Annotated in this window: 17 protein-coding genes; 11 read left to right on the plus strand and 6 right to left on the minus strand. The window is 71.1% G+C overall.

Features of this window, described 5'->3' with window-relative positions; genetic code table 11:
* Positions 1-73 precede the first annotated feature (73 nt).
* Positions 74-1,180, minus strand: a complete 1,107-nt coding sequence (locus tag ACK4SC_RS08190; RefSeq protein WP_409616954.1) for a mechanosensitive ion channel family protein — start codon at positions 1,178-1,180, stop codon at positions 74-76.
* Between the two features lie 116 nt (positions 1,181-1,296).
* Here ACK4SC_RS08190 and purS point away from each other — a divergent pair, with 116 nt between their 5' ends.
* From purS to ACK4SC_RS08225, 7 genes are all read left to right on the plus strand, one after another.
* On the plus strand, positions 1,297-1,569 hold the full coding sequence (purS, locus tag ACK4SC_RS08195; RefSeq protein WP_409616956.1) for a phosphoribosylformylglycinamidine synthase subunit PurS: 273 nt from the start codon (positions 1,297-1,299) through the stop codon (positions 1,567-1,569).
* Positions 1,570-1,571: 2 nt separating this feature from the next.
* The gene (purQ, locus tag ACK4SC_RS08200; RefSeq protein ID WP_409617156.1) at positions 1,572-2,267 is read left to right on the plus strand and encodes a phosphoribosylformylglycinamidine synthase subunit PurQ; all 696 of its coding nucleotides are present in this window, start codon (positions 1,572-1,574) and stop codon (positions 2,265-2,267) included.
* Positions 2,268-2,341: 74 nt separating this feature from the next.
* Positions 2,342-2,812 (plus strand): DUF3817 domain-containing protein, encoded by a 471-nt coding sequence (locus tag ACK4SC_RS08205; protein WP_409617158.1) that lies wholly within the window; start codon positions 2,342-2,344, stop codon positions 2,810-2,812.
* 65 nt (positions 2,813-2,877) lie between these two features.
* Positions 2,878-3,798, plus strand: a complete 921-nt coding sequence (locus ACK4SC_RS08210; protein ID WP_409616958.1) for a CPBP family intramembrane glutamic endopeptidase — start codon at positions 2,878-2,880, stop codon at positions 3,796-3,798.
* 277 nt (positions 3,799-4,075) lie between these two features.
* The gene (locus ACK4SC_RS08215; RefSeq protein ID WP_409616960.1) at positions 4,076-6,406 is read left to right on the plus strand and encodes a hypothetical protein; all 2,331 of its coding nucleotides are present in this window, start codon (positions 4,076-4,078) and stop codon (positions 6,404-6,406) included.
* A 76-nt stretch (positions 6,407-6,482) separates the two neighbouring features.
* Positions 6,483-8,801, plus strand: a complete 2,319-nt coding sequence (gene purL / locus ACK4SC_RS08220; protein WP_409616962.1) for a phosphoribosylformylglycinamidine synthase subunit PurL — start codon at positions 6,483-6,485, stop codon at positions 8,799-8,801.
* A 10-nt stretch (positions 8,802-8,811) separates the two neighbouring features.
* Entirely contained in the window at positions 8,812-11,205 is a 2,394-nt protein-coding gene (locus ACK4SC_RS08225; RefSeq protein ID WP_409616963.1) for an HAD-IC family P-type ATPase, read from the plus strand.
* 194 nt (positions 11,206-11,399) lie between these two features.
* Here the strand turns inward: ACK4SC_RS08225 and ACK4SC_RS08230 are convergent, their stop codons facing one another.
* Positions 11,400-13,022, minus strand: coding sequence for a cation acetate symporter (locus ACK4SC_RS08230; protein ID WP_409616965.1), 1,623 nt, complete (start codon positions 13,020-13,022; stop codon positions 11,400-11,402).
* The gene (locus ACK4SC_RS08235) at positions 13,019-13,420 is read right to left on the minus strand and encodes a DUF485 domain-containing protein (RefSeq protein ID WP_409616967.1); all 402 of its coding nucleotides are present in this window, start codon (positions 13,418-13,420) and stop codon (positions 13,019-13,021) included. Before ACK4SC_RS08235 ends, ACK4SC_RS08230 begins: the two co-directional genes overlap by 4 nt.
* Before the next feature lie 174 nt (positions 13,421-13,594).
* Here ACK4SC_RS08235 and ACK4SC_RS08240 point away from each other — a divergent pair, with 174 nt between their 5' ends.
* Genes ACK4SC_RS08240 through ACK4SC_RS08255 form a run of 4 tightly spaced genes read left to right on the plus strand, consistent with a single transcriptional unit; the run spans position 13,595 to position 17,566 of the window.
* The gene (locus ACK4SC_RS08240) at positions 13,595-14,800 is read left to right on the plus strand and encodes a sensor histidine kinase (protein WP_409616968.1); all 1,206 of its coding nucleotides are present in this window, start codon (positions 13,595-13,597) and stop codon (positions 14,798-14,800) included.
* Positions 14,797-15,576, plus strand: coding sequence for a LytR/AlgR family response regulator transcription factor (locus tag ACK4SC_RS08245; protein ID WP_409616970.1), 780 nt, complete (start codon positions 14,797-14,799; stop codon positions 15,574-15,576). The genes ACK4SC_RS08240 and ACK4SC_RS08245 overlap by 4 nt, the downstream gene beginning before the upstream one ends.
* On the plus strand, positions 15,573-15,959 hold the full coding sequence (locus ACK4SC_RS08250) for a heavy metal transporter (RefSeq protein ID WP_409616971.1): 387 nt from the start codon (positions 15,573-15,575) through the stop codon (positions 15,957-15,959). The genes ACK4SC_RS08245 and ACK4SC_RS08250 overlap by 4 nt, the downstream gene beginning before the upstream one ends.
* Positions 15,960-15,988: 29 nt before the next feature.
* Entirely contained in the window at positions 15,989-17,566 is a 1,578-nt protein-coding gene (locus ACK4SC_RS08255; protein WP_409617160.1) for a cation acetate symporter, read from the plus strand.
* Positions 17,567-17,644: 78 nt separating this feature from the next.
* On the opposite strand, the gene ACK4SC_RS08260 is transcribed toward ACK4SC_RS08255, so the two are convergent.
* The 3 genes from ACK4SC_RS08260 to ACK4SC_RS08270 all read right to left on the minus strand — a co-directional run bounded on the left by ACK4SC_RS08260 (position 17,645) and on the right by ACK4SC_RS08270 (position 19,482).
* A complete protein-coding gene (locus ACK4SC_RS08260) occupies positions 17,645-18,676 on the minus strand; it encodes a DMT family transporter (RefSeq protein ID WP_409616973.1) in 1,032 nt (343 codons plus the stop codon).
* Positions 18,677-18,932: 256 nt separating this feature from the next.
* Positions 18,933-19,238: a chorismate mutase gene (locus ACK4SC_RS08265; RefSeq protein ID WP_409616975.1), complete on the minus strand. Its 306-nt coding sequence runs from the start codon at positions 19,236-19,238 to the stop codon at positions 18,933-18,935.
* Positions 19,239-19,257: 19 nt separating this feature from the next.
* Entirely contained in the window at positions 19,258-19,482 is a 225-nt protein-coding gene (locus ACK4SC_RS08270) for a CDGSH iron-sulfur domain-containing protein (RefSeq protein ID WP_409616977.1), read from the minus strand.
* Positions 19,483-19,520: the final 38 nt, after the last annotated feature.

Genomic DNA, 19,520 nt, shown 5'->3' on the forward strand with positions numbered 1-19,520 from the left:
CAACCATCGCACCGGGCAGCCGATCCTCCGGTCACTGACAGCGTACGACCACTGAACCCTTGGAATCAATCATCTAGTCGCTCGCTGAGTCGGCTGCGTCGGCGCCCTCCACGGCGCCCACCTCTGCGTCGCTCCCGCCCCCGCCGATGACGCGCTGGCCCGGCAGCGCCTCGGGCGCCTCGCTGCGCACCCACGCGACAATCTGCTCGCGCACGAGCACGCGAAGGTCCCACAGCGTCGGGGCGTCGGCCGCGCTGACCAGCACGCGCACCTCGATGCGGCCGCCGGTCGCGTCGGTCACAGCGACGTTGGCGACGCGACCGTCCCACAGCGGGGTGCCGGCCAGAATGTCGTCGAGTTTCGCGCGCATCGCATCGACGTCGAGGCGCCAGTCGAGGTCGAGCATGATGGCGCCGATGAGGTCGCTCGTCTGCCGCGTCCAGTTCTGGAACGGCGTCGTCGTGAAGTAGACCGACGGCAGCACCATGCGGCGCTGGTCCCACAGCTTCACAACGACGTAGGTCAGGGTGATCTCTTCGACGCGACCGAACTCCTCCTCGACGATGACGACGTCGTCGATGCGAATCGCGTCACTGAACGCCAGTTGCATTCCGGCGAACACGTTCGACAGTGTCGACTGCGCGGCGAGGCCCGCGATCACTGAGGCGAGGCCCGCCGACGCCAGCAGGCTCGCGCCCGCGGCCTGCGCGCCCGGGAAGCTCAGCAGCGCGGCCGCCACCGCGACCAGCCCGACGATGACGACCACGATGCGGCGCACGAGCAGCAGCTGCGTCTGCATGCGTCGCGCCACCCGGTTGTCGTCGACGGTGATGTCGTAGCGCCGCAGCACCCGGTCGAACATGAGGCGCACGATGGCGGTGATGAACCAGGCGGCCGCCAGAATCACGAGGATGCGGAACGTCTGATTGATCGCGGGCCGCCAGTCGGGCTCCGGCAGCGTGAGCGCGACTGCGATCCACACGCCGATCAGTCCGAGCAGGATGCGCAGTCGGCGCCGAGGCGGGCCGAACGTCGCGTACGCGCCCGCCCACTTGCGCGAGGCGATGCGGGCGCCGAGGGCGAGCATCCCCGTCACGACGATGACGATGCCGAGGGCGATGGCGACGGCGAGCCCGAGGCCCGTCCAGCTCTGCCAGGTGAAGTCGTCGACTGCGGTCACGTGGGGCCTCCCGTTCCGGGTTCCTGATCGGTGGTCGTCGGTCGGTCAGCCCACCGTAGCCGCGCCGGTAGAGTGAATGCTGACCCCACCCGCTGCCGCGCATCCGAGGAGCCGCCGTGCCCACCATCGTCGTCGAGGTCATGCCGAAGGCCGAACTGCTCGACCCGGCCGGCAAGGCCGTCGCCGGGGCGATTCACCGCCTGGGCGAGAACCGCATCACCGATGTGCGTCTCGGCAAGCGCTTCGAACTGCACGTGGATGGCGAGGTTGACGACGCCCTCCTCGACACGGCCCGGCAGCTGGCCGCCGACCTGCTCTCGAACGGCGTCATCGAAGACGTCGTGAGCGTGCACGTGGCCGCGCAGGCGGCTGCCGGCGCGGGCGCGTGACCATGCGCGTCGGAGTCGTCACCTTTCCCGGGTCGCTCGATGACCGCGATGCGATGCGCGCCGTGCGTCTCGCCGGGGCCGAGCCGGTTGCGCTGTGGCACGGTGAGCACGACCTGAAGGGCGTCGACGCGATCGTCTTGCCCGGCGGCTTCAGCTACGGCGACTACCTGCGCGCCGGAGCGATCGCGGCCCGCTCGCCGATCATGGCCGAGGTCATCGACGCGGCGAACGGCGGGATGCCCGTGCTCGGCATCTGCAACGGCTTCCAGATCCTCGTCGAGGCGCACCTGCTACCGGGCGGCCTCATTCGCAACGACCACGGTGACTTCATTCGCCGCGACCAGCGCCTGCGCGTCGAGTCGACCGCCAGCGCCTGGACGAACGGCTTCACCGAGGGCCAAGAAATCGTGATCCCGCTGAAGAACGGCGAGGGCGGATACATCGCCGACGAGGCGACGCTCGACCGGCTCGAGGGCGAGGGGCTTGTCGCGTTCCGCTACCTCGACGTGAACCCGAACGGCTCGCTGCGCGACATCGCCGGCTTGCGCAATGAGCGCGGCAACGTGGTGGGCCTGATGCCGCACCCCGAGCACGCGGTCGAGGCGGGCTTCGGCCCCGACACGCAGCTCGCGATGCGCTCCGGCACCGACGGCCTGACGTTCTTCACATCGGTGCTCAAGCAGAGCGTGCTGAACTAGCGGTCGTGACCACCGACGCCTACCCGGCGCCCGCCGCGGCCGCCTCCCCCGCCGACTCGACCCGCGCATCCCGTGTGACCCCGAAGAGGCTGTATCGCGTGCTCGCGATCGCCGAAGCGATCACCTGGACGCTGCTCATCGGCGGCCTCATCATTCGCGCGGTGATCGGCCGTGAGGACGGCGCGATCTTCGTGACGATCGGCGGCAGCATCCACGGTTTCGTGTTCCTCGCCTACGCGGCGACCGCCGTCTTGACCGCAGTGAACCAGCGCTGGGGAGTCAGAATCGGGATGCTCGCGGTCGTCACCGCGATCGTCCCGTACGCGACGATCCCCTTCGACATCTGGGCGCACCGCACGGGCCGCCTCGAGGGCGACTGGCGGCGCGAGGAGACGGACGACCCGCGCGATCGCGTGTGGTTCGACCGCCTCGTGCGGTGGATGCTGCGGCACCCGTACCTGCTCGGCACCCTCATCGTTGTCGGTGTCGTGGTGCTGTATGTCGTGCTGCTGATGATCGGGCCGCCGATTCCGAAGGCCGACTGACGGCTCATCCACAATCCGCCGCGCGACGGATGCCCCGATCGCGGCGACCCTGGCAGGGTGGACGGATGCGCTCGATCCTCATCTTTCTTGCCATCGCGTTCGGACTGAGTTGGCTCATCGCACTGCCGCTGTGGTTCGGCGACGGGCTCGCTAGCCCCTTGTTCGGGCTGGTGGCGCTCGCGATGATGGCGACTCCGGCGATCGCCGCGCTCATCGTCGTGTTCCTCGTCGACAAGCCCGCACGGAAAGCCGCCGCTCTGGGCCTGTGGCCGATCGGGCGCCCCGGGCGCTTTATTGGCTACCTGGCGCTCGCGCTCGCCGTGCCGGTGGTGCTGATCCTGGCCGCGCTGCCGATCGGCGCACTCTTCGGCGTGTACCCGGCCGACTTCGTGAACTTCAGCGGCTTCCAAGAGATCACCGATGCGCAACTGGCCGCCACGGGAGCGCCCGCGCTGCCCATCCCGATCGGCGTGCTCGTCGCCCTGCAGTTCGTGAACGTGCTGATCGGCGCGTTCATCAACCTGATTCCCGCCCTCGGAGAAGAGCTCGGGTGGCGTGGCTGGCTGCTGCCGAAGCTGCTGCCGCTCGGCGTTGCCCCCGCGATTCTGCTGTCAGGCCTGATCTGGGGGCTCTGGCACGCACCACTCGTGCTGCTCGGCTACAACTACCCGACAGCGCCGGGCTGGCTCGGTCTCGTGATGATGTGCGGCATGTGTGTTGTGGTGGGCGCCGTGTTCAGTTGGCTGCGCATCCGTTCAGGAAGCGTTTGGGCACCGGCGCTCGCCCACGGCGCGTTCAACGCGGCAGCCGGCTTCTCGATCGTGTTCGTCGCCGCCGGCTCGGTGATCGACACGACGCAGGCAACAATCCTCGGCTGGAGCGGCTGGCTGGTCCCGATCGTGCTGGTCACGGTGCTCGCCGCGACGGGGCAGTTCCGCCCGGCGCCGACGCCCGAGGCGCGGCCTCAGCCGGCGACGAGCCGCTGACCGCGGCTACCGGTTAATCGCGCCACCCAGGAGGAACGCACCGGCAAAGACCAGCACGGCGATGATCGCAAAGATCCACAGGGTCGACGCCTTCATGCCGCCAGCGTACGCGCGAGACGTTACGGCGTGATGACGCCGCTGCGCCGGGCCGTCAGGCCCCCGAAAGGGGGTCAACAGACGGGTCGCGGTCCAGCTCTACGCACGCTTATCGTGGGGACAATGCGCTCGCGGCGAACCAGTTCGACGCGTGTTCAACCCGTCACCCGGAGGTCTCGCCATGCCCGCCCACACCCGAACGCCCGCTAGGCCATTCACACTGGGAGCCCTCGGCACGAGCACCGCACTCATCGCTGGCGTGCTCGTCAGTGCTCCGGTCAGCGCCACGACCTTCACGGGCATCGCGGACTTCGGCGAACTCCAGGCGAGACTCGTTGAGGCGAACCTCCTCGACGGCGCCGACACCATCCGGCTCGCCGCCGGCGTCAGCATCACGGGTACCCAGCGCCTCATCGTCGACGGGCCCCTGACCCTCGACCTCAACGGCGGCACCCTCGAGGTGCCGAGCATCATCGCCGCCGCCGGGCAGCTGCGCATTACGAACGGCACCCTCACCGCCGATGCATCAGGCAGCAATGGCGCGTTCCCGGGCATCGGTGTCGACCCGGCGGCGTCACTCAGGATCGATGCCGCGTTCGTGACCGCGACGGGGTCGGACTGCGACGCGGGAATCGGCGGCTACTCCGATGCGATCGACAACTGCACGCTCGGCGACAGCGCGACACCGGGGGCCCTGACCATTGAGAACAGTGTCGTGACCGCGACCGGCGGCGAGGGTGCCGCCGGTATCGGCGGCGGCTTCCAGGGAACCCTGAGCACGCTCACCATCGTGAACAGCCGGGTCGACGCGCAGGGTGGCGCCGGCACCGCCGATGATGGCGGCGCCGGCCTCGGCGGTGGTGCAGGCGGCGATGGCGGCATCATCACCCTCACCAACAGCACCGTGAACGCCACGGGCGGCCAGGGCGCCGCGGGCATCGGCGGAGGCGGCGGATACGACACCGGCTTCGGCATCGACGCCGGCAACGGCGCGGTTCTGACGATCGACGGCGGCACGGTGTCGGCGACCGGTGTCGGCGACGCGGCCGGCATCGGCGGAGGCGTCTCGGGAAACGGGGGTTCCACCACGATCACGGGTGATGCCATCGTGAATACCCTCGGCGACGGGTTCGGCGCGTCCATCGGCGGCGGCCGCGGCGGCGCGGGCGGAACGACCTCGATCGGCGGCACCGCGACGGTCAACGCCCTGCACACCGGCAACGGCAGCGACGAGTTGCGCGGCATCGGCGCCGGCTTCTCCGGATCGACCGCGGGCACCACGACCACGATCACCGACGGCACACCCACGCTCTTGACCGCGCTCATCGAAGGTGATTTCAGCGTTTCGGCCGATGCCGTACTCAGCGTCGGCGCGAACCTGCCGCTCACCCTCCGGTCGACGAGTGTCGTGCTCGGCAGCCTCGAGGGCAGCTTCCCGGGCACCATCGAGATTCCCTCCGAGTGGTCGCTCACCAACGAGGGCCGCATCGACGGGTCGGCGCGGCTGCTCGGCGAGGGGCTGGTCAACAATCAGGGCTCGATCTGCGCCCCCATTGACGACGAAGCGACTGACCCGCTCGACCCAACAGACGGCCTCACTGTAACGGGCAACGCCTTCTACCTCCCCTACCGCTACCCCGCCGGCTTCACCGTCGGCAACGCCGTCTACGCACCGACGATGCAGGAGGGTTGCCGCGGGTTCCCTGACGCGTCGTTCGTGCCGGACGGCGAGACCGTCCCGCTCGTCAACGTGGGATGGACGCTGACGGAGGACGGATCGGGACCCTTCGTGACCGAGACGACACCGCTCGCGAGCGTTGCCCCATCGCAGACCGGAACCTTTTGGCCCACAATGGTCGCCGCCGAGATCACCGCTACACCGACGCCCGGCACCGTCGCCGCAGGCGAGACGTCGACGATCGGCGTGACGGGCCCGTGGCCGCTGTCGAACGCACCGACGATCGACCTGACCGACCGCGCGAGCTTCAGCGACGAGGGCCAAACGCCCGGCGCTGCCAATGGCGAGCTCTCGTTCACCGAGCAGGGCGAGAAGACGGTCACCGCGAGCGTTGACTACCTCATCGAAGGCGCGGCCTTCGTCGCGACCGACACCGCGACGATCCTCGTCGCACCGGCGGCGCTCTCGACTCTCGAGGTCACGCCGTCGGCCAGCACCGTGCCGCAGGGCGGATCCGTGCTGCTGGAGGTGAGCGGCCGCGACGCGTTCGGCAATGAGCTCACCATCCTGCCGGGAGACATCACGGTGACCAGCTCGGTAGCCACCGATGTCATCGATGGCCTGCGCGTTACCTTCCCGACGGCGAGCCCGCACGTCCTCACCGTGACCGTCGGCGACATCAGTGAGTCGGTCACCATCGAGGTCGTTCCGGCGCTCGCCTCCACGGGCGCCAACGACCCAATGCCAATCGGGATGCTCGCTCTACTGCTGATGACGCTGGGCGCGTTCGCAGTATTCGCGAACCGCGCCCCGCGCATCCGATCGCAGGGATAGCGAGCGGTCGGGCCGGATGCTCCCCCGCCGATAGGATCGGAGCATCCGCCCGCCGCCTGCTAGGAGCGCCCTGCCCGTGAGCGAGAACGTCGCGCCCGCCATCCCCCAGCCCGACACGGTCGACAACGCGATCGCGACGCCCGACAAGCACCAGCCGTACGACGCGCTGGGCCTGAAGCCGGACGAGTACCAGCAGATCCGCGAGATCCTGGGCCGCCGGCCGACGAGCGGCGAGCTCGCCATGTACTCGGTGATGTGGAGCGAGCACTGCTCGTACAAGTCGTCGAAGGTGCACCTGCGCCAGTTCGGGCAGAAGGTCAGCGACGAGATGCGCGAGCACCTCATGGTCGGTATGGGCGAGAACGCGGGCGTCGTCGACATCGGCGAGGGCTGGGCGGTCACCTTCAAGATCGAGAGCCACAACCACCCGAGCTACATCGAGCCGTTCCAGGGGGCAGCGACCGGTGTCGGCGGCATCGTGCGCGACATCATCTCGATGGGTGCCCGCCCCGTCGCCGTCATGGACGCCCTCCGCTTCGGCGCCATCGACCACCCCGACACGGCCCGCGTGCTGCCCGGCGTCGTCTCCGGCATCAGCTTCTACGGCAACTGCTTGGGGCTGCCGAACATCGGCGGCGAGACCTGGTTCGATCCCGTCTACCAGGCGAACCCGCTCGTCAACGCGCTCGCCGTCGGGGCGCTGCGCCACGAAGACCTGCACCTGGCGAACGCCCGCGGCGTCGGCAACAAGGTTGTGCTGTTCGGCGCCCGCACGGGCGGCGACGGCATCGGCGGCGCGTCGATTCTCGCCTCCGACACGTTCAGCGAGGGCGGCCCGACGAAGCGCCCCGCCGTGCAGGTCGGCGACCCGTTCGCCGAGAAGGTGCTCATCGAGTGCTGCCTCGAGCTGTACCGCGAGGGCCTCGTCGAGGGCATCCAAGACCTCGGGGCCGCGGGCATCTCGTGCGCGACGAGTGAACTCGCCAGCAACGGCGACGGCGGCATGGTCATCGACCTCGACGCCGTGCTGCTGCGCGACCCGTCGCTGACGGCCGAAGAGATCCTGATGTCCGAGAGCCAGGAGCGCATGATGGCCGTCGTCGAGCCGTCCAAGCTCGACGCGTTCCTCGCCGTCACCGCCAAGTGGGATGTCGAGACGAGCGTCCTCGGCGAGGTCACCGACACGGGCCGCCTCGTCATCCACTGGCGCGGCGAGAAGATTGTCGACGTCGACCCTCGCACCGTCGCGGTCGACGGCCCCGTCTACAACCGGCCGATGCAGCGCCCCGCATGGCTGGATGCTCTCAACGCGGATTCCGCGCGCGCTCTGCCCCGCGCATCCGACGATTCTGAACTGCGCGCCCAGGCGCTCGCGGTACTCGGCGGCCCCAACCAGGCCGACGTGAGCCTCATCACCAACCAGTACGACTACTACGTCATGGGCAACACGGCGCTCGCGATGCCCGACGACGCGGGCATGATCCGCATTGATGAGGAGAGCGGGCTCGGCGTCGCGCTCGCCACCGACGCGAACGGCCGCTACTGCCAGCTCGACCCGTACGCGGGTGCGCAGCTCGCGCTCGCCGAGGCGTACCGCAACGTCGCGGCGACCGGCGCGAGCCCCCGCGCCGTGAGCGACTGCCTGAACTTCGGCAGCCCCGAGAACCCCGAGGTGATGTGGCAGTTCGCCCGCGCCGTCGAGGGTCTCGCCGACGGCTGCCTCGAGCTCGGCATCCCGGTGACGGGCGGCAATGTGTCGTTCTACAACCAGACCGGCGACGTGCCGATCCACCCCACCCCGGTCGTCGCCGTCATGGGCGTCATCGACCACGTCGACCGCCGCCTGCCCTCGGGTTGGCAGGACGAGGGCGAGAACCTTTACCTGCTCGGCGTCACTCGCGACGAGCTCGACGGTTCGGCGTGGGCCGGCGTCGTGCACGACCACCTCGGCGGTGTGCCCCCGCAGGTCGACCTCGCGGCCGAGAAGAACCTCGCCGGGCTCATGGCGGCCGCCGCCGAGGAGGGGCTCGTCACGAGCGCCCACGACCTCAGCGACGGCGGCCTCATCACCGCGCTCGCCGAGGGCGTGCTGCGCTTCGGTGTCGGCGCCCGCGTCTGGCTCACCGAGCTCATGGAGCGCGACGGAATCGACGCGACCGCGGCCCTCTTCGCCGAATCGGGCGCCCGGATGCTCGTCTCCGTAGCGCGGGAAGACGACGTCAAGTTCCGCGGGCTCTGCGAAGGGCGGCTCGTGCCGGTGACCCGCATCGGCGTGACCGACGGCGAGATCGACGGGCTGGATGTGCAAGACCGCTTCACGCTGTCGCACGCCGAGCTCGCCGCCGCGCACCGGCAGACGCTACCCGAGCGCTTCGGCGCGGTCGTCGGGGCGTAAATTGCACGGATTGACCGAGGCCGAAGCGCGCGAGCGGTTTGCGCGAGGGCTCGGCAACGCGATGCCGTCGAGCACGGGCCGGTCGTTCTGGCGCATCATGCAGGCGAACCTCTTCACGCTGTTCAACGGGGTGGTCGGGGGTTGCTTCATCCTCTTGCTCGTGCTCGGCTACTGGCAGGATGCCCTGTTCGGCGTCTTCGTCATCGCCAACGTGCTGATCGGGGTCGGCCAGGAGTTTCGCGCGAAGCTCACGCTGAGCCGGCTCGCGGTGCTGAACGCGCCGAACGCGACGGTGCTGCGCGATGGGGCGCCCACGAGCATCCCGCTCGCCCGCATCGTCATGGACGACGTGCTCGTGCTCGGCGCGGGCGACCAGGTCGCCGCCGACGCCGTCGTCATCGAGGCGCACGGGCTTGAGGTCGACGAGTCGCTGCTCACCGGCGAGGCCGACGCGATCAACGCCCCCGTCGACCGCGAACTGCTGAGCGGCTCGACCATCGTCGGCGGGCGAGGGCTCGCCCGGGTGATCCGCGTGGGCGCCGAGTCGTACGCGGCGAAGATCACGGCCGAGGCGAAGCAGTTCAGCCTCGTCAACTCTGAGCTGCGGCAGGCGCTCGCCCGCGTCATCAGATGGATCAGCTGGCTGCTCATCCCGGTCGGCCTCATCGCCATCAACGGGCAGATGCAGGCGCTCGGCGGGTGGGCCGTTGCGATCGAGACCGGCGCGTGGCGCGAGGCCAGCGTCGGAGCGATCGCCGGACTGATCGCCATGATCCCGCAGGGCCTCGTCTTCATGACGAGCGTCTCACTCGCCGTCGGCGCCGTGAAGCTGTCGCAGAAGCAGGTGCTCGTGCAGGAGCTCGCGGCGGTCGAAGGGCTCGCCCGCGTCGACATCCTCTGCCTCGACAAGACCGGCACCCTCACCGAGGGGCAGCTCGTGCTCGACGCCGTCGAACCGGTGGGCCGCGCGCTCGCCGCCGACGACCCCGCGCTCGCCACCACGGGTTCCGACTGGCGCCTCGTGCTCGCCGCGGTCGGCGCCGACCCGCAGGCCAACGCCACGGCCGCCGCGCTGCGCGAGCCGTATCCCGGCGACAACGCCCCCGCCCCCGTCGCGACGATCGACTTCTCGTCGCAGCGCAAGTGGAGCGCCCTGCAGCTCGACGACCCGCGCGCCGCCGGCACGTGGGTGGTCGGTGCCCCCGACATCGTGCTCGCCGACTCGGTGCGCGAGCCGCTCAGCGCCGAGACGCTCGGGCGCACGTCGGCGCTCGCCGAAGCGGGGCGGCGGGTGCTGATCCTGGCGCGCACCGAGCATCCCCTCGCCCCCGTCGAGGACGGCGTTCAGCCGGAGCTGCCGGCCGGGCTCACGCCGGTCGCGATCGTGTCGTTCCGCGAGAAGGTGCGCGCCGATGCCCCCGACACCCTGCGCTTCTTCGCCGAGCAGGGCGTCGACCTCTGCGTCATCTCGGGCGACGACCCACGAACCGTCGCCGCCGTCGCGCGGGAGGCGGGCGTCGCGTTCGACGGCGAAGCGATGGATGCGCGCAAACTTCCCGACGACCCGGAGGCGCTCGACGCCATCATGGCCGACACCCGCGTGTTCGGGCGGGTGGTTCCCGAGCAGAAGAAGCAGATGGTGCTGTCGTTGCAGCGTCTCGGGCGCACCGTCGCCATGACGGGGGACGGCGTCAACGACGCCCTCGCGCTCAAGTACGCCGACATGGGCATCGCGATGGGCTCCGGTGCGCCGGCGACCCGCGCCGTGGCCCGCCTCGTGCTGCTCGACGGGCAGTTCTCGCGCCTGCCGAAAATCTTGGCGGAGGGTCGCCAGGTGATCGCGAACGTCGAGCGGCTGGCGAAGCTGTTCCTGTCGAAGACGACGTACGCGGTCATGTTCGCGATCGTGTTCGGCGTGCTGCTGTGGGAGTTCCCGCTGCTGCCCCGCCAGTTCTCAATCACCGACGGGCTGACGATCGGCCTGCCCGCGATCGTGTTCGCCCTGCTGACCAACACCCGCGTGTACCGGCCGGGATTCCTCACCAGGGCGGCGAGGTTCTGCGTGCCGAAGGGCCTCACCGTCGGCGTCGTGCTGATCTCGGTCGTCGCCTGGGCGCGGTTCGCGGGCGACTACTCGCTGGCGCAGATTCAGACGGCGGCGACCATCACGCTCACGCTCACCGCGCTGTGGGTGCTCGTGACGCTCGCCCGCCCCTTCACGTGGCTCACGTCGCTCATCATCGCGGGCTCGTACGCCGGCCTCGCCGTCGTTCTCTTCGTGCCGTGGTTCGTCGAGTTCCTGCAGTTCGAGATGCCGGATGCTCGCCTCATCGCCGTCGCCGTCGGCGCGTCGATCGTCGGCAACGTCGTCATCGAGGTGTTCCACCGCCGCGTGCCGTCGTAGGGCGCGCGCCCGCGGGCGTTCCTCTGTGAAGTGCCCCGTGCATCCCCGCCAGCGCGCCCCGTGCATCCCGGCCGGCGCACGGCACCCCCGAGCACAAGAATCGGGCCCCGCTACCACCGCGCGGGGCCCGAACTGTTTTCCGGGGAGGGCAGGCCCAGGCATGCCCGCCCACCCCGGAAGTGTGTGCGGCGCCGCTAGTGCGCCGTCGCCTTCTCGGCGCCCACTCCGGTCAGCGAGCGCACCTCCATCTCGGTCTGCTTGTCTGCGCTCTCGACGCGACGCTCCAGGATGCTCGCGATCCAGCCGAGCAGGAACGCCAGCGGAATCGAGACCACACCCGGGTTCGACAGCGGGAAGATCGCGAAGTCGGCGCCGGGGATCATCGACGTCTCGCTGCCGGACACGACGGGCGAGAACACGATGAGCACGAGCGCGCTGGTGAGGCCGCCGTACATGCTCCACAGGGCGCCGCGGGTGGTGAAGCCCTTCCAGAACAGCGAGTAGACGATCGTCGGCAGGTTGGCCGAGGCGGCCACCGCGAAGGCGAGCGCGACGAGGAACGCCACGTTCTGCCCGTTGGCTCCGATGCCGCCGATGATGGCGACGAGGCCGATGACGACGACGGTGATGCGGGCCACCTTCACCTCCTGGCGCGGCGACGCCTTCCCCTTCTTAATGACGGAGGCGTACACGTCGTGCGAGAACGACGCGGCGGCGGTGATCGTGAGGCCGGCGACGACGGCAAGGATCGTGGCGAAAGCGACCGCCGCGATCACGCCGAGCAGGATGGGCCCGCCGAGCTCGAACGCCAAGAGCGGTGCGGCCGAGTTGACGCCGCCGGGTGCGGCGAGGATCCGCTCGGGCCCGATGAGGGCGGCGGCTCCGTAGCCGAGCACCAGCGTGAAGACGTAGAAGATGCCGATCAGCCAGATCGCCCACACGACGCTCTTGCGCGCCTCCTTCGCGGTCGGCACCGTGTAGAAGCGCATGAGCACGTGCGGCAGCGCGGCGGTTCCGAGCACGAGGGCCAGCCCGAGCGACAGGAAGTCGAGTCGGGTGATGTCGTTGAGCCCGTACTTCAGCCCCGGCTCGAGGATCGCCGGGTTGTTCGTGGCCGCGACGGCCGCGTCGAGCAGCCCGGTGAAGCTGAAGCCGTTGAGCGCGAGCACCCACACGGTCATGAGCCCTGCACCGGCGATCAGCATGACGGCCTTGATGATCTGCACCCAGGTGGTGCCCTTCATGCCACCGACGAGCACGTAGAGGATCATCAGCGCGCCGACGACGGCGATAACGACCGACTGCCCAACCCGCTCTTCGATGCCGAGCAGCAGCGAGACGAGCCCGCCGGCCCCGGCCATCTGGGCCAGCAGGTAGAAGAAGCTGACGACGAGGGTCGAGATGGCGGCGGCGATGCGCACGGGGCGCTGCCGCAGGCGGAAGGCGAGCACGTCGCCCATCGTGAACTTGCCGGTGTTGCGCAGCAGCTCGGCGACGACGAGCAGGGCGACGACCCACGCCACGAGGAACCCGATCGAGTACAGAAAACCGTCGTAGCCGGTGATCGCGATCGCGCCGACGATGCCGAGGAAGGACGCGGCCGACAGGTAGTCGCCGGCGATCGCCGAGCCGTTCTGCCCGCCGGTGAACGAGCGGCCGGCGGCGTAGTAGTCGCTGGCGGTGGCGTTGTTCTTGCTCGCCCGGAAGACGATCACCATCGTGACGGCGACGAAGGCGCCGAAGATGGCGATGTTCAGCAGCGGGTCTCCGGGCGAGGCGGATGCTGCGCTCGCCTGAACGAGGATCGCGGCGCTCATCGAGCCACCTCCGCGGCGCCGCCCGCGGCCAGCACCGGCTCAAGCTCGGCGCGGATCTCGGCAGCGGCGGGGTCGAGGTGCTTGTTCGCGTACCAGACGTAGAGCATGGTGACGGCGAAGGTGGTGGCGACCTGCGCGAGGCCCCAGACCATGCCGAGGTTCAGCGAGCCGCTGACGGGAATGGCGAACACCTCGGGCGCGTAGCCCGCGGTGAGCACGTAGGCGAGATACCACGCGAGGCACAGGCCCGTGGCGGGCAACACGAACAGACGGTGGCGGCGCTTCAGCGCGTGAAAGCGAGGCGAGCGCTGTACGGCGCGCAGAGCCTCCATGTCGGGTTCGACATCGGCGTGGCCGACATCGTGGGCGGTCTCGTCGACCGGAGCCTGGATGGACACTCACGTCTCCCAACTGCAGCGACGGCAACCTCGTTGTCACCGTCTGGTAATCGGACACTCTGCGGGGCGGATGCGGCGACGGTGAAGAGGGCGCGCATCCCGAATCGACGAACGGTGGCAATAGTGCGACGAACGGCGCCCATGACCGCTCGTCGTCGCCTATGGTCGTGTTCCATGAGCCCGTCAGTGCTGATCGCCTTCGTCGGCGGCGTGCTGCTCGGGGCCCTCGGCATCGTGCTGCTCGCGGTCGGCTGGCGGGCGGTGCGCGGGGGGCGGGCGCTCGCGACGCCGGCTGAGCGGGCCACCTACGAGACGCTCAACCTCGCCTCGCGTGTGGCCGGGCATCTGCGCTCGGGGCTCGCCGGCGCCGACGCGGCGCGGGCAGCGAAGGCGCTGCGACAGCTGCTCGACGCCGAGGCGGTCGCGCTGGCCGATCCGCACGGCGTGGTCGCCCTCGACGGGCCGGCCGCGCTCACCGCGACGGCCGAGCGGCTGGCCCGCGCCGCCGCCGAGGCGGGCGATACCCAGGTGCTGTCGGCCGACGCACTCTCCGAGGGGCGGGATGCCGTGGCCGCCCCCATCCGCCTCCCCGGTCGCGAGGCGGCCGGCCCGGTCGCCGGGTCGCTCGTGGCGTTCGCCGCCCCGCCGGTGCGTCCGACGCTCGTGCGGGCGGCCGAGGAGGCCGCCGGCTGGGTCGCCGCACAACTTGAGCTCGCCGAATTGGATGCCAGCCGCGCTGCCCTCGCCGAGGCCGAAGTGAAGGCGTTGCGCGCGCAGATCAGCCCACACTTCATCTACAACGCTCTGACAGCGATCGCCTCGACGATCTCGACCGACCCGGCGCGCGCCCGCGAGCTGGTGCTCGAGTTCGCCGACTTCACCCGGTACTCGTTCCGCCGGGCCGGCGACTTCACGACGCTCGCCGACGAGCTGCGGTCGATCGACTCGTACCTGCAGCTCGAGCGGGCGCGCTTCGGCGAGCGCCTGGCGGTCACGCTGCGCATCGCGCCGGAGGTGCTGCCGACGGTGATCCCGTTTTTGAGCCTGCAGCCGCTCGTCGAGAACGCCGTGCGGCACGGGCTCGAGCCGCTCGAGCGCGGCGGCACCATCACGGTCACGGCCGACGCGGCGGGCGCCTTCACCGAGATTCGCATCGACGACGACGGGGCGGGCACCGACCCGGAGGCGCTGCGGGCCGCGCTCGCAGGCCGGCCCACGGTCGACCACGTGGGCCTCCGCAACGTCGACGCGCGCCTGCGCCAGGTGTACGGCGACGACTGCGGGCTCGTCGTCGAGACGCAGGTCGGCGCCGGCACCGAGGTGCTGATGCGGGTGCCGCGCTCGCAGCCCGAGAACGACCCGCAGGCGGTGCGGCGATGACGCAATCCCTGCGCCTACTCGTCGCCGACGACGAGCGGCCCGCCCTCGACGAGCTACTCGCGCTGCTCGGCGCCGACCCCCGCGTCGGCGAGCTCGTTCCCGCCTCCACCGGCTCGGAGGCCCTGCGCATCCTCAGCGACGACCCGGCGATCGACGCGGCGCTGCTCGACATCCACATGCCGGGGCTGTCGGGCCTCGACCTGGCCCGCGCCCTCACCCGCTTCGAGCGCCGACCGCCCGTCGTGTTCGTGACCGCCGACGACGAGAGCGCCGTCGACGCCTTCGACCTCGAGGCGGTCGACTACGTGCTGAAGCCGGTGCGCGCGGAGCGCCTCGCTCGCGCGGTCGGCCGCCTCGTCGACGCCGTCGCGGATGCTCGGGGCGCGCCCCCGACGGCGCCGACAGCCGTTCTCGGGGCCGGCCCCGAGCATCCCGCCGACGACCTGATCGCGGTGACGCTCGGGTCGACGACGCGGATGGTGCGGCGCGACGCGATCCAGTACGCGGAGGCGCAGGGCGACTACGTGCGGCTGCACACGGCCGACGGAGGGTTTCTCGTGCGGGTTCCGCTCGGCGACCTGGAGCAGCGCTGGGCGGGCGCCGGCTTCGTGCGCGTGCACCGCTCGTACCTCGTCGCGCTCGCGCACGTGACGCGGCTGCAGCTCGCCGGCTCGGGGCCGACCGTGACGGTGGGGGCGACCGCGCTGCCGGTTAGCCGGCGACTGCTGCCGGGGCTGCGCGACCGGCTCGACGAGCTGAGGGTGCGGCGCTCGTGAGCGCCCGCCCACCGCGCGTGCGCGTCACCGCTCCGCGACCCGGCGAACCGCTGTACGCCGTGACCGCTGACGAGACGGGCCCGGCTCCGGCCAGCGCCGAACGGGTGCTCGTGTCGACGCTGATCCGCAGCCAGCTGCGGCTGGCGATCCTGTGCGCCCTCGGATTCGCCGGTGCGCTGGCCGCGGTCGCCGCCGTCGCGGCACTCCCCGCGCTCAGCGCGGCCGACGCCCCGACGGTCGCGGGCGTCCCCGTCGGCTGGCTCGTCCTGGCGTTCGGCGCCTACCCACCGCTCGTCGCGATCGCCGCCCTCGCCGTGACCGCGGCGAACCGCGCCGAAGACCAGTATCGGGCGCTGGCCGAGCGCGACGGGGAGGATCCGTGACCGGCGCGACCGCGAGCATCCTGGGGGCGGTGAGCGTCGCCGCCGCGCCCGCGAGCGGCGCTACCCCCGCCGCGTTCGGCTACTCGGCCATCGTCATCGTGACCCTGCTGACCGTACTCGTCGGCGCGCTCGCGGTGCGGCTGTCGCGCACGACGAGCGACTTCTACGTCGCCTCGCGCACGGTGCCGCCGTGGCTGAACGCGTCGGCGATCGGCGGCGAATACCTCTCGGCGGCGAGCGTCTTGGGAGTGGCCGGGCTGATCCTGCTGCAGGGCGCCGCGGGGCTGTGGTTCCCGATCGGATACGCGGCGGGCTACCTCATGTTGCTGCTGTTCGTCGCCGCCCCGCTGCGCCGCTCGGGCGCGTACACGGTGCCCGACTTCACGGGCGCGCGGCTGCGGTCGCGGTCGGTGCGCCGGGCGACGAGCGTGCTCGTCATCGTGATCGGCTGGTTCTACATCGTCCCGCAGCTGCAGGGCGCCGCGCTCACCGTGTCGATCGCGACGGGCCTGCCGCCGTGGGCGGGGTCGGTCGCGGTCGCCGTCATCGTCGGCGTGATCGTCGCCGCCGGTGGCATGCGGTCGATCACCTTCGTGCAGGCGTTCCAGTTCTGGCTGAAGCTGACGGCGGTGGCCGTGCCGGCTGTCGTCATGCTCGTCGTGGTCGGCGGTCGCGACCTCGGGGCGGCGGCCGCGACGGCCTTCCCGGCGGCGCTCGGCCCCGCCGCCGTCGACCCGTACGCGACCGCGTCGCTCGCGCTCGCCCTCCTGCTCGGCACCCTCGGCCTGCCCCACGTGCTCGTGCGCTTCACGACGAACCCCGACGGCGCCGCCGCGCGCCGCACCACCCTCATCACGGTCATCCTGCTGGTCGCGTTCTACGTCTTCCCCACCACCATCGGGATGCTCGGGCGCGCCTTCGCCCCCGACCTCGCGACGGCGGGCTCCGCCGACTCGGTCGCGCTCGTGCTGCCCGGGCGCCTCGTCGACGGGCTCGCCGGTGACCTGCTGGGCGCGCTCATCGTCGCCGGCGCCTTCGGCGCGTTCCTGTCGACCTCCTCCGGGCTCGTCGTGTCGCTCGCCGGGGTCATCAGCCAGGAGGTCGCGGGCGGCACGGTGCGCGGGTTCCGCGTGGCGGCGCTCGCCTCGACGCTCGTGCCGCTCCTCGTGGTGCTGCTGATCGAGCCGGCCGGGCTCGCCGGCAGCGTGGGGCTCGTGTTCGCCTTCACCGCCTCAACGCTGAGCCCGCTGCTGGTGCTCGGGGTGTGGTGGCGCGGGCTCACCGCGCGCGGTGCGCTCGCCGGCATGCTGACCGGAGCCGTGTCGTGCGGCCTGGCGGTGGGGCTCGGAGTGCTGCGCATGCCGGGGTTTGGCGGCTCGGGTGACGCGGGCATCGGCGATGCGCTGGCGGAGGCCGCCCCGCTCGCCGCGGACTGGGCGCCGTGGTTGCAGTCGGCGCTGGCCACGCCGGCGGCGTGGACCATCCCGCTCGCCGTGCTCGTCACCGTGCTCGTCTCGCGCTTCGGCGGCGGAGCCCCTCCCGCCGACGTCGACCGCATCCTCGCCCGCCTGCACCTGCCCGAGCGCCGGCGCCCCGAGGCGCGCTGAGCGCCCGCGCCGCCACCCTGCGCGACGCGAAGGCGGAGCGTGACGTAGTGCAGGAAACGCTCCCCGCGCATCCGCAATTCAGCGTGGCCGGCGCGGCAGCCGCAGGCGGCGCTGCGCCAGCAGAATGCCGAGGAAGATCAGCGCGGCGCCGACCGGCTCGTTCCAGACGAGCACCTCGCCGAGCACCAGAATGCCGAGCGCGACACCGACGACCGGAGAGATGTAGGTGACAGTCGCCGCGCGGGTGGCGCCCCAGGCACGCACGACGTTCTGGTTCCAGGCATAGGCGAGGCCGGTGCCGAAGACGCCGAGTAGCACGATGCTGCCGACGATCCAGATGTCGAGCGTGATCGGGTCGGTGCCGATGATCGGCGTCACCGCGAGCATGATGACGGCGGCGATGCCCACGTTGAGCAGCGCGAGCATGACGCCGCTCAGCCCCGTGCCCTGCAGGAACCGACGCAGGTAGGCGAGGCTGAAGCCGTAGCAGGCGGTCGCGCCGAGCAGCGCCAGCTGCGGCACGACCCCGCCGCGCAGGTCGACGCCCGCCCACGGCGCGATGATGACGAGTACCCCGGCGAGGCCCACCACCAGCCCGAGGATCTGCTCGCGCGTGAGCCGCTCCACCCGGATGACGAGCCCGGCCATGAGCGCCGTCATCAGCGGAGTCGTCGCGTTGTACACGCTCGCGAGCCCGCTCGACACCGACTGCTGCGCCCACCCGAACAGGAGGTACGGGAAGACGCACAGCGTCAGTGCCACCACCGTCATGTGCGCCCAGATGCGCCACTCGCGGGGAAGTTTCTCGCGCGTGACGAGCACGATGACGCCGAGGGTGAGGGCGCCGAACACGGTGCGCCCGGTCGCGATCTGGGCGGGACTCAGCCCCTCGAGACCGACCGCGATGAACAGGAAGCTGGCGCCCCACACGACGCCCGCGGCCGTGAACTGCAGCGCGATGTGCAGGTCACCGGATGCTCGCCCACCGCCCGCCGGCCGCGCAGGCGTTGCGGGCTCGGCCGGTCCCAGCGCGCCCGCCGCCGTCGCCGGTGCGGGAAGCCGCTCGGCCTCGTCGCCGTCGCCTCCGCCGGCCGTACGTTCGTCGCTCACGAGCCGACACTACTGCCGCCAGTCGCCCTCCCCGCACCACTCGGGTGCCGGCGCGGGCGCGACGTCCGAAACCCGCGACCGAGGCCCGTGACGTTTCTCAGGAGTTCAGGCCCCGCGGCCCCCAGAATTCGCGGCAACCGGGCCGCGTCGCACCCTCTATTCCTGAGAAACGTCACGCGCACCCCCGCAGCGCGCGCCGACACCGCTTCCGACTCAGCGGCCGACGGCCCACCGTTCCTGAGAACGGGTACGCGGCCTACTCAGCGTGCGGCGTCTGCCCGGCGATCTGCTCGTGGTGATGAATGACCTCGGCGACGATGAATGTCAGGAACTTTTCGGCGAAGGCCGGGTCGAGCTCGGCTTCTTCGGCGAGCGCCCGCAGCCGGGCGATCTGCACGCGCTCGCGTTCGGGGTCGCTCGGAGCCATGCCGGTCGCCGCCTTGAGGCGGCCGACGGCCTGCGTGCACTTGAACCGTTCGGCGAGCAGGTGCACGAGGGCAGCGTCGATGTTGTCGATGCTTTTGCGCAGCGAGGCGAGCTCTGTGCGGGCGGCGTCGTCCATACGCCGAGCCTAATCGTCTCTACCGCGCGGGCGGCACTGTCCGGAAGCCGATCACCTTGTGCGTCCCATCGCAGTACGGCCGGATGCTCGACGCCCCACACCGACACAGCGCCACGACCCGTCGCTGGTCACGCTGAGCACCCCCGCCGGGGTTTTCCGCGTCGTCGACGTCGAGGGAGATGTCGCCCCGCACGAGGAAGGGTCCGTTGGGGCACGCGAACACTTCGACGGGTTCCTCGCTCATGCGGCGAGCTCCGCGTCCGTGCCTGCGTATCGCCGCGA

This window comes from Microcella sp. (assembly GCF_046293215.1).
In the GTDB taxonomy this organism is placed as follows: Bacteria; Actinomycetota; Actinomycetes; order Actinomycetales; family Microbacteriaceae; genus Microcella.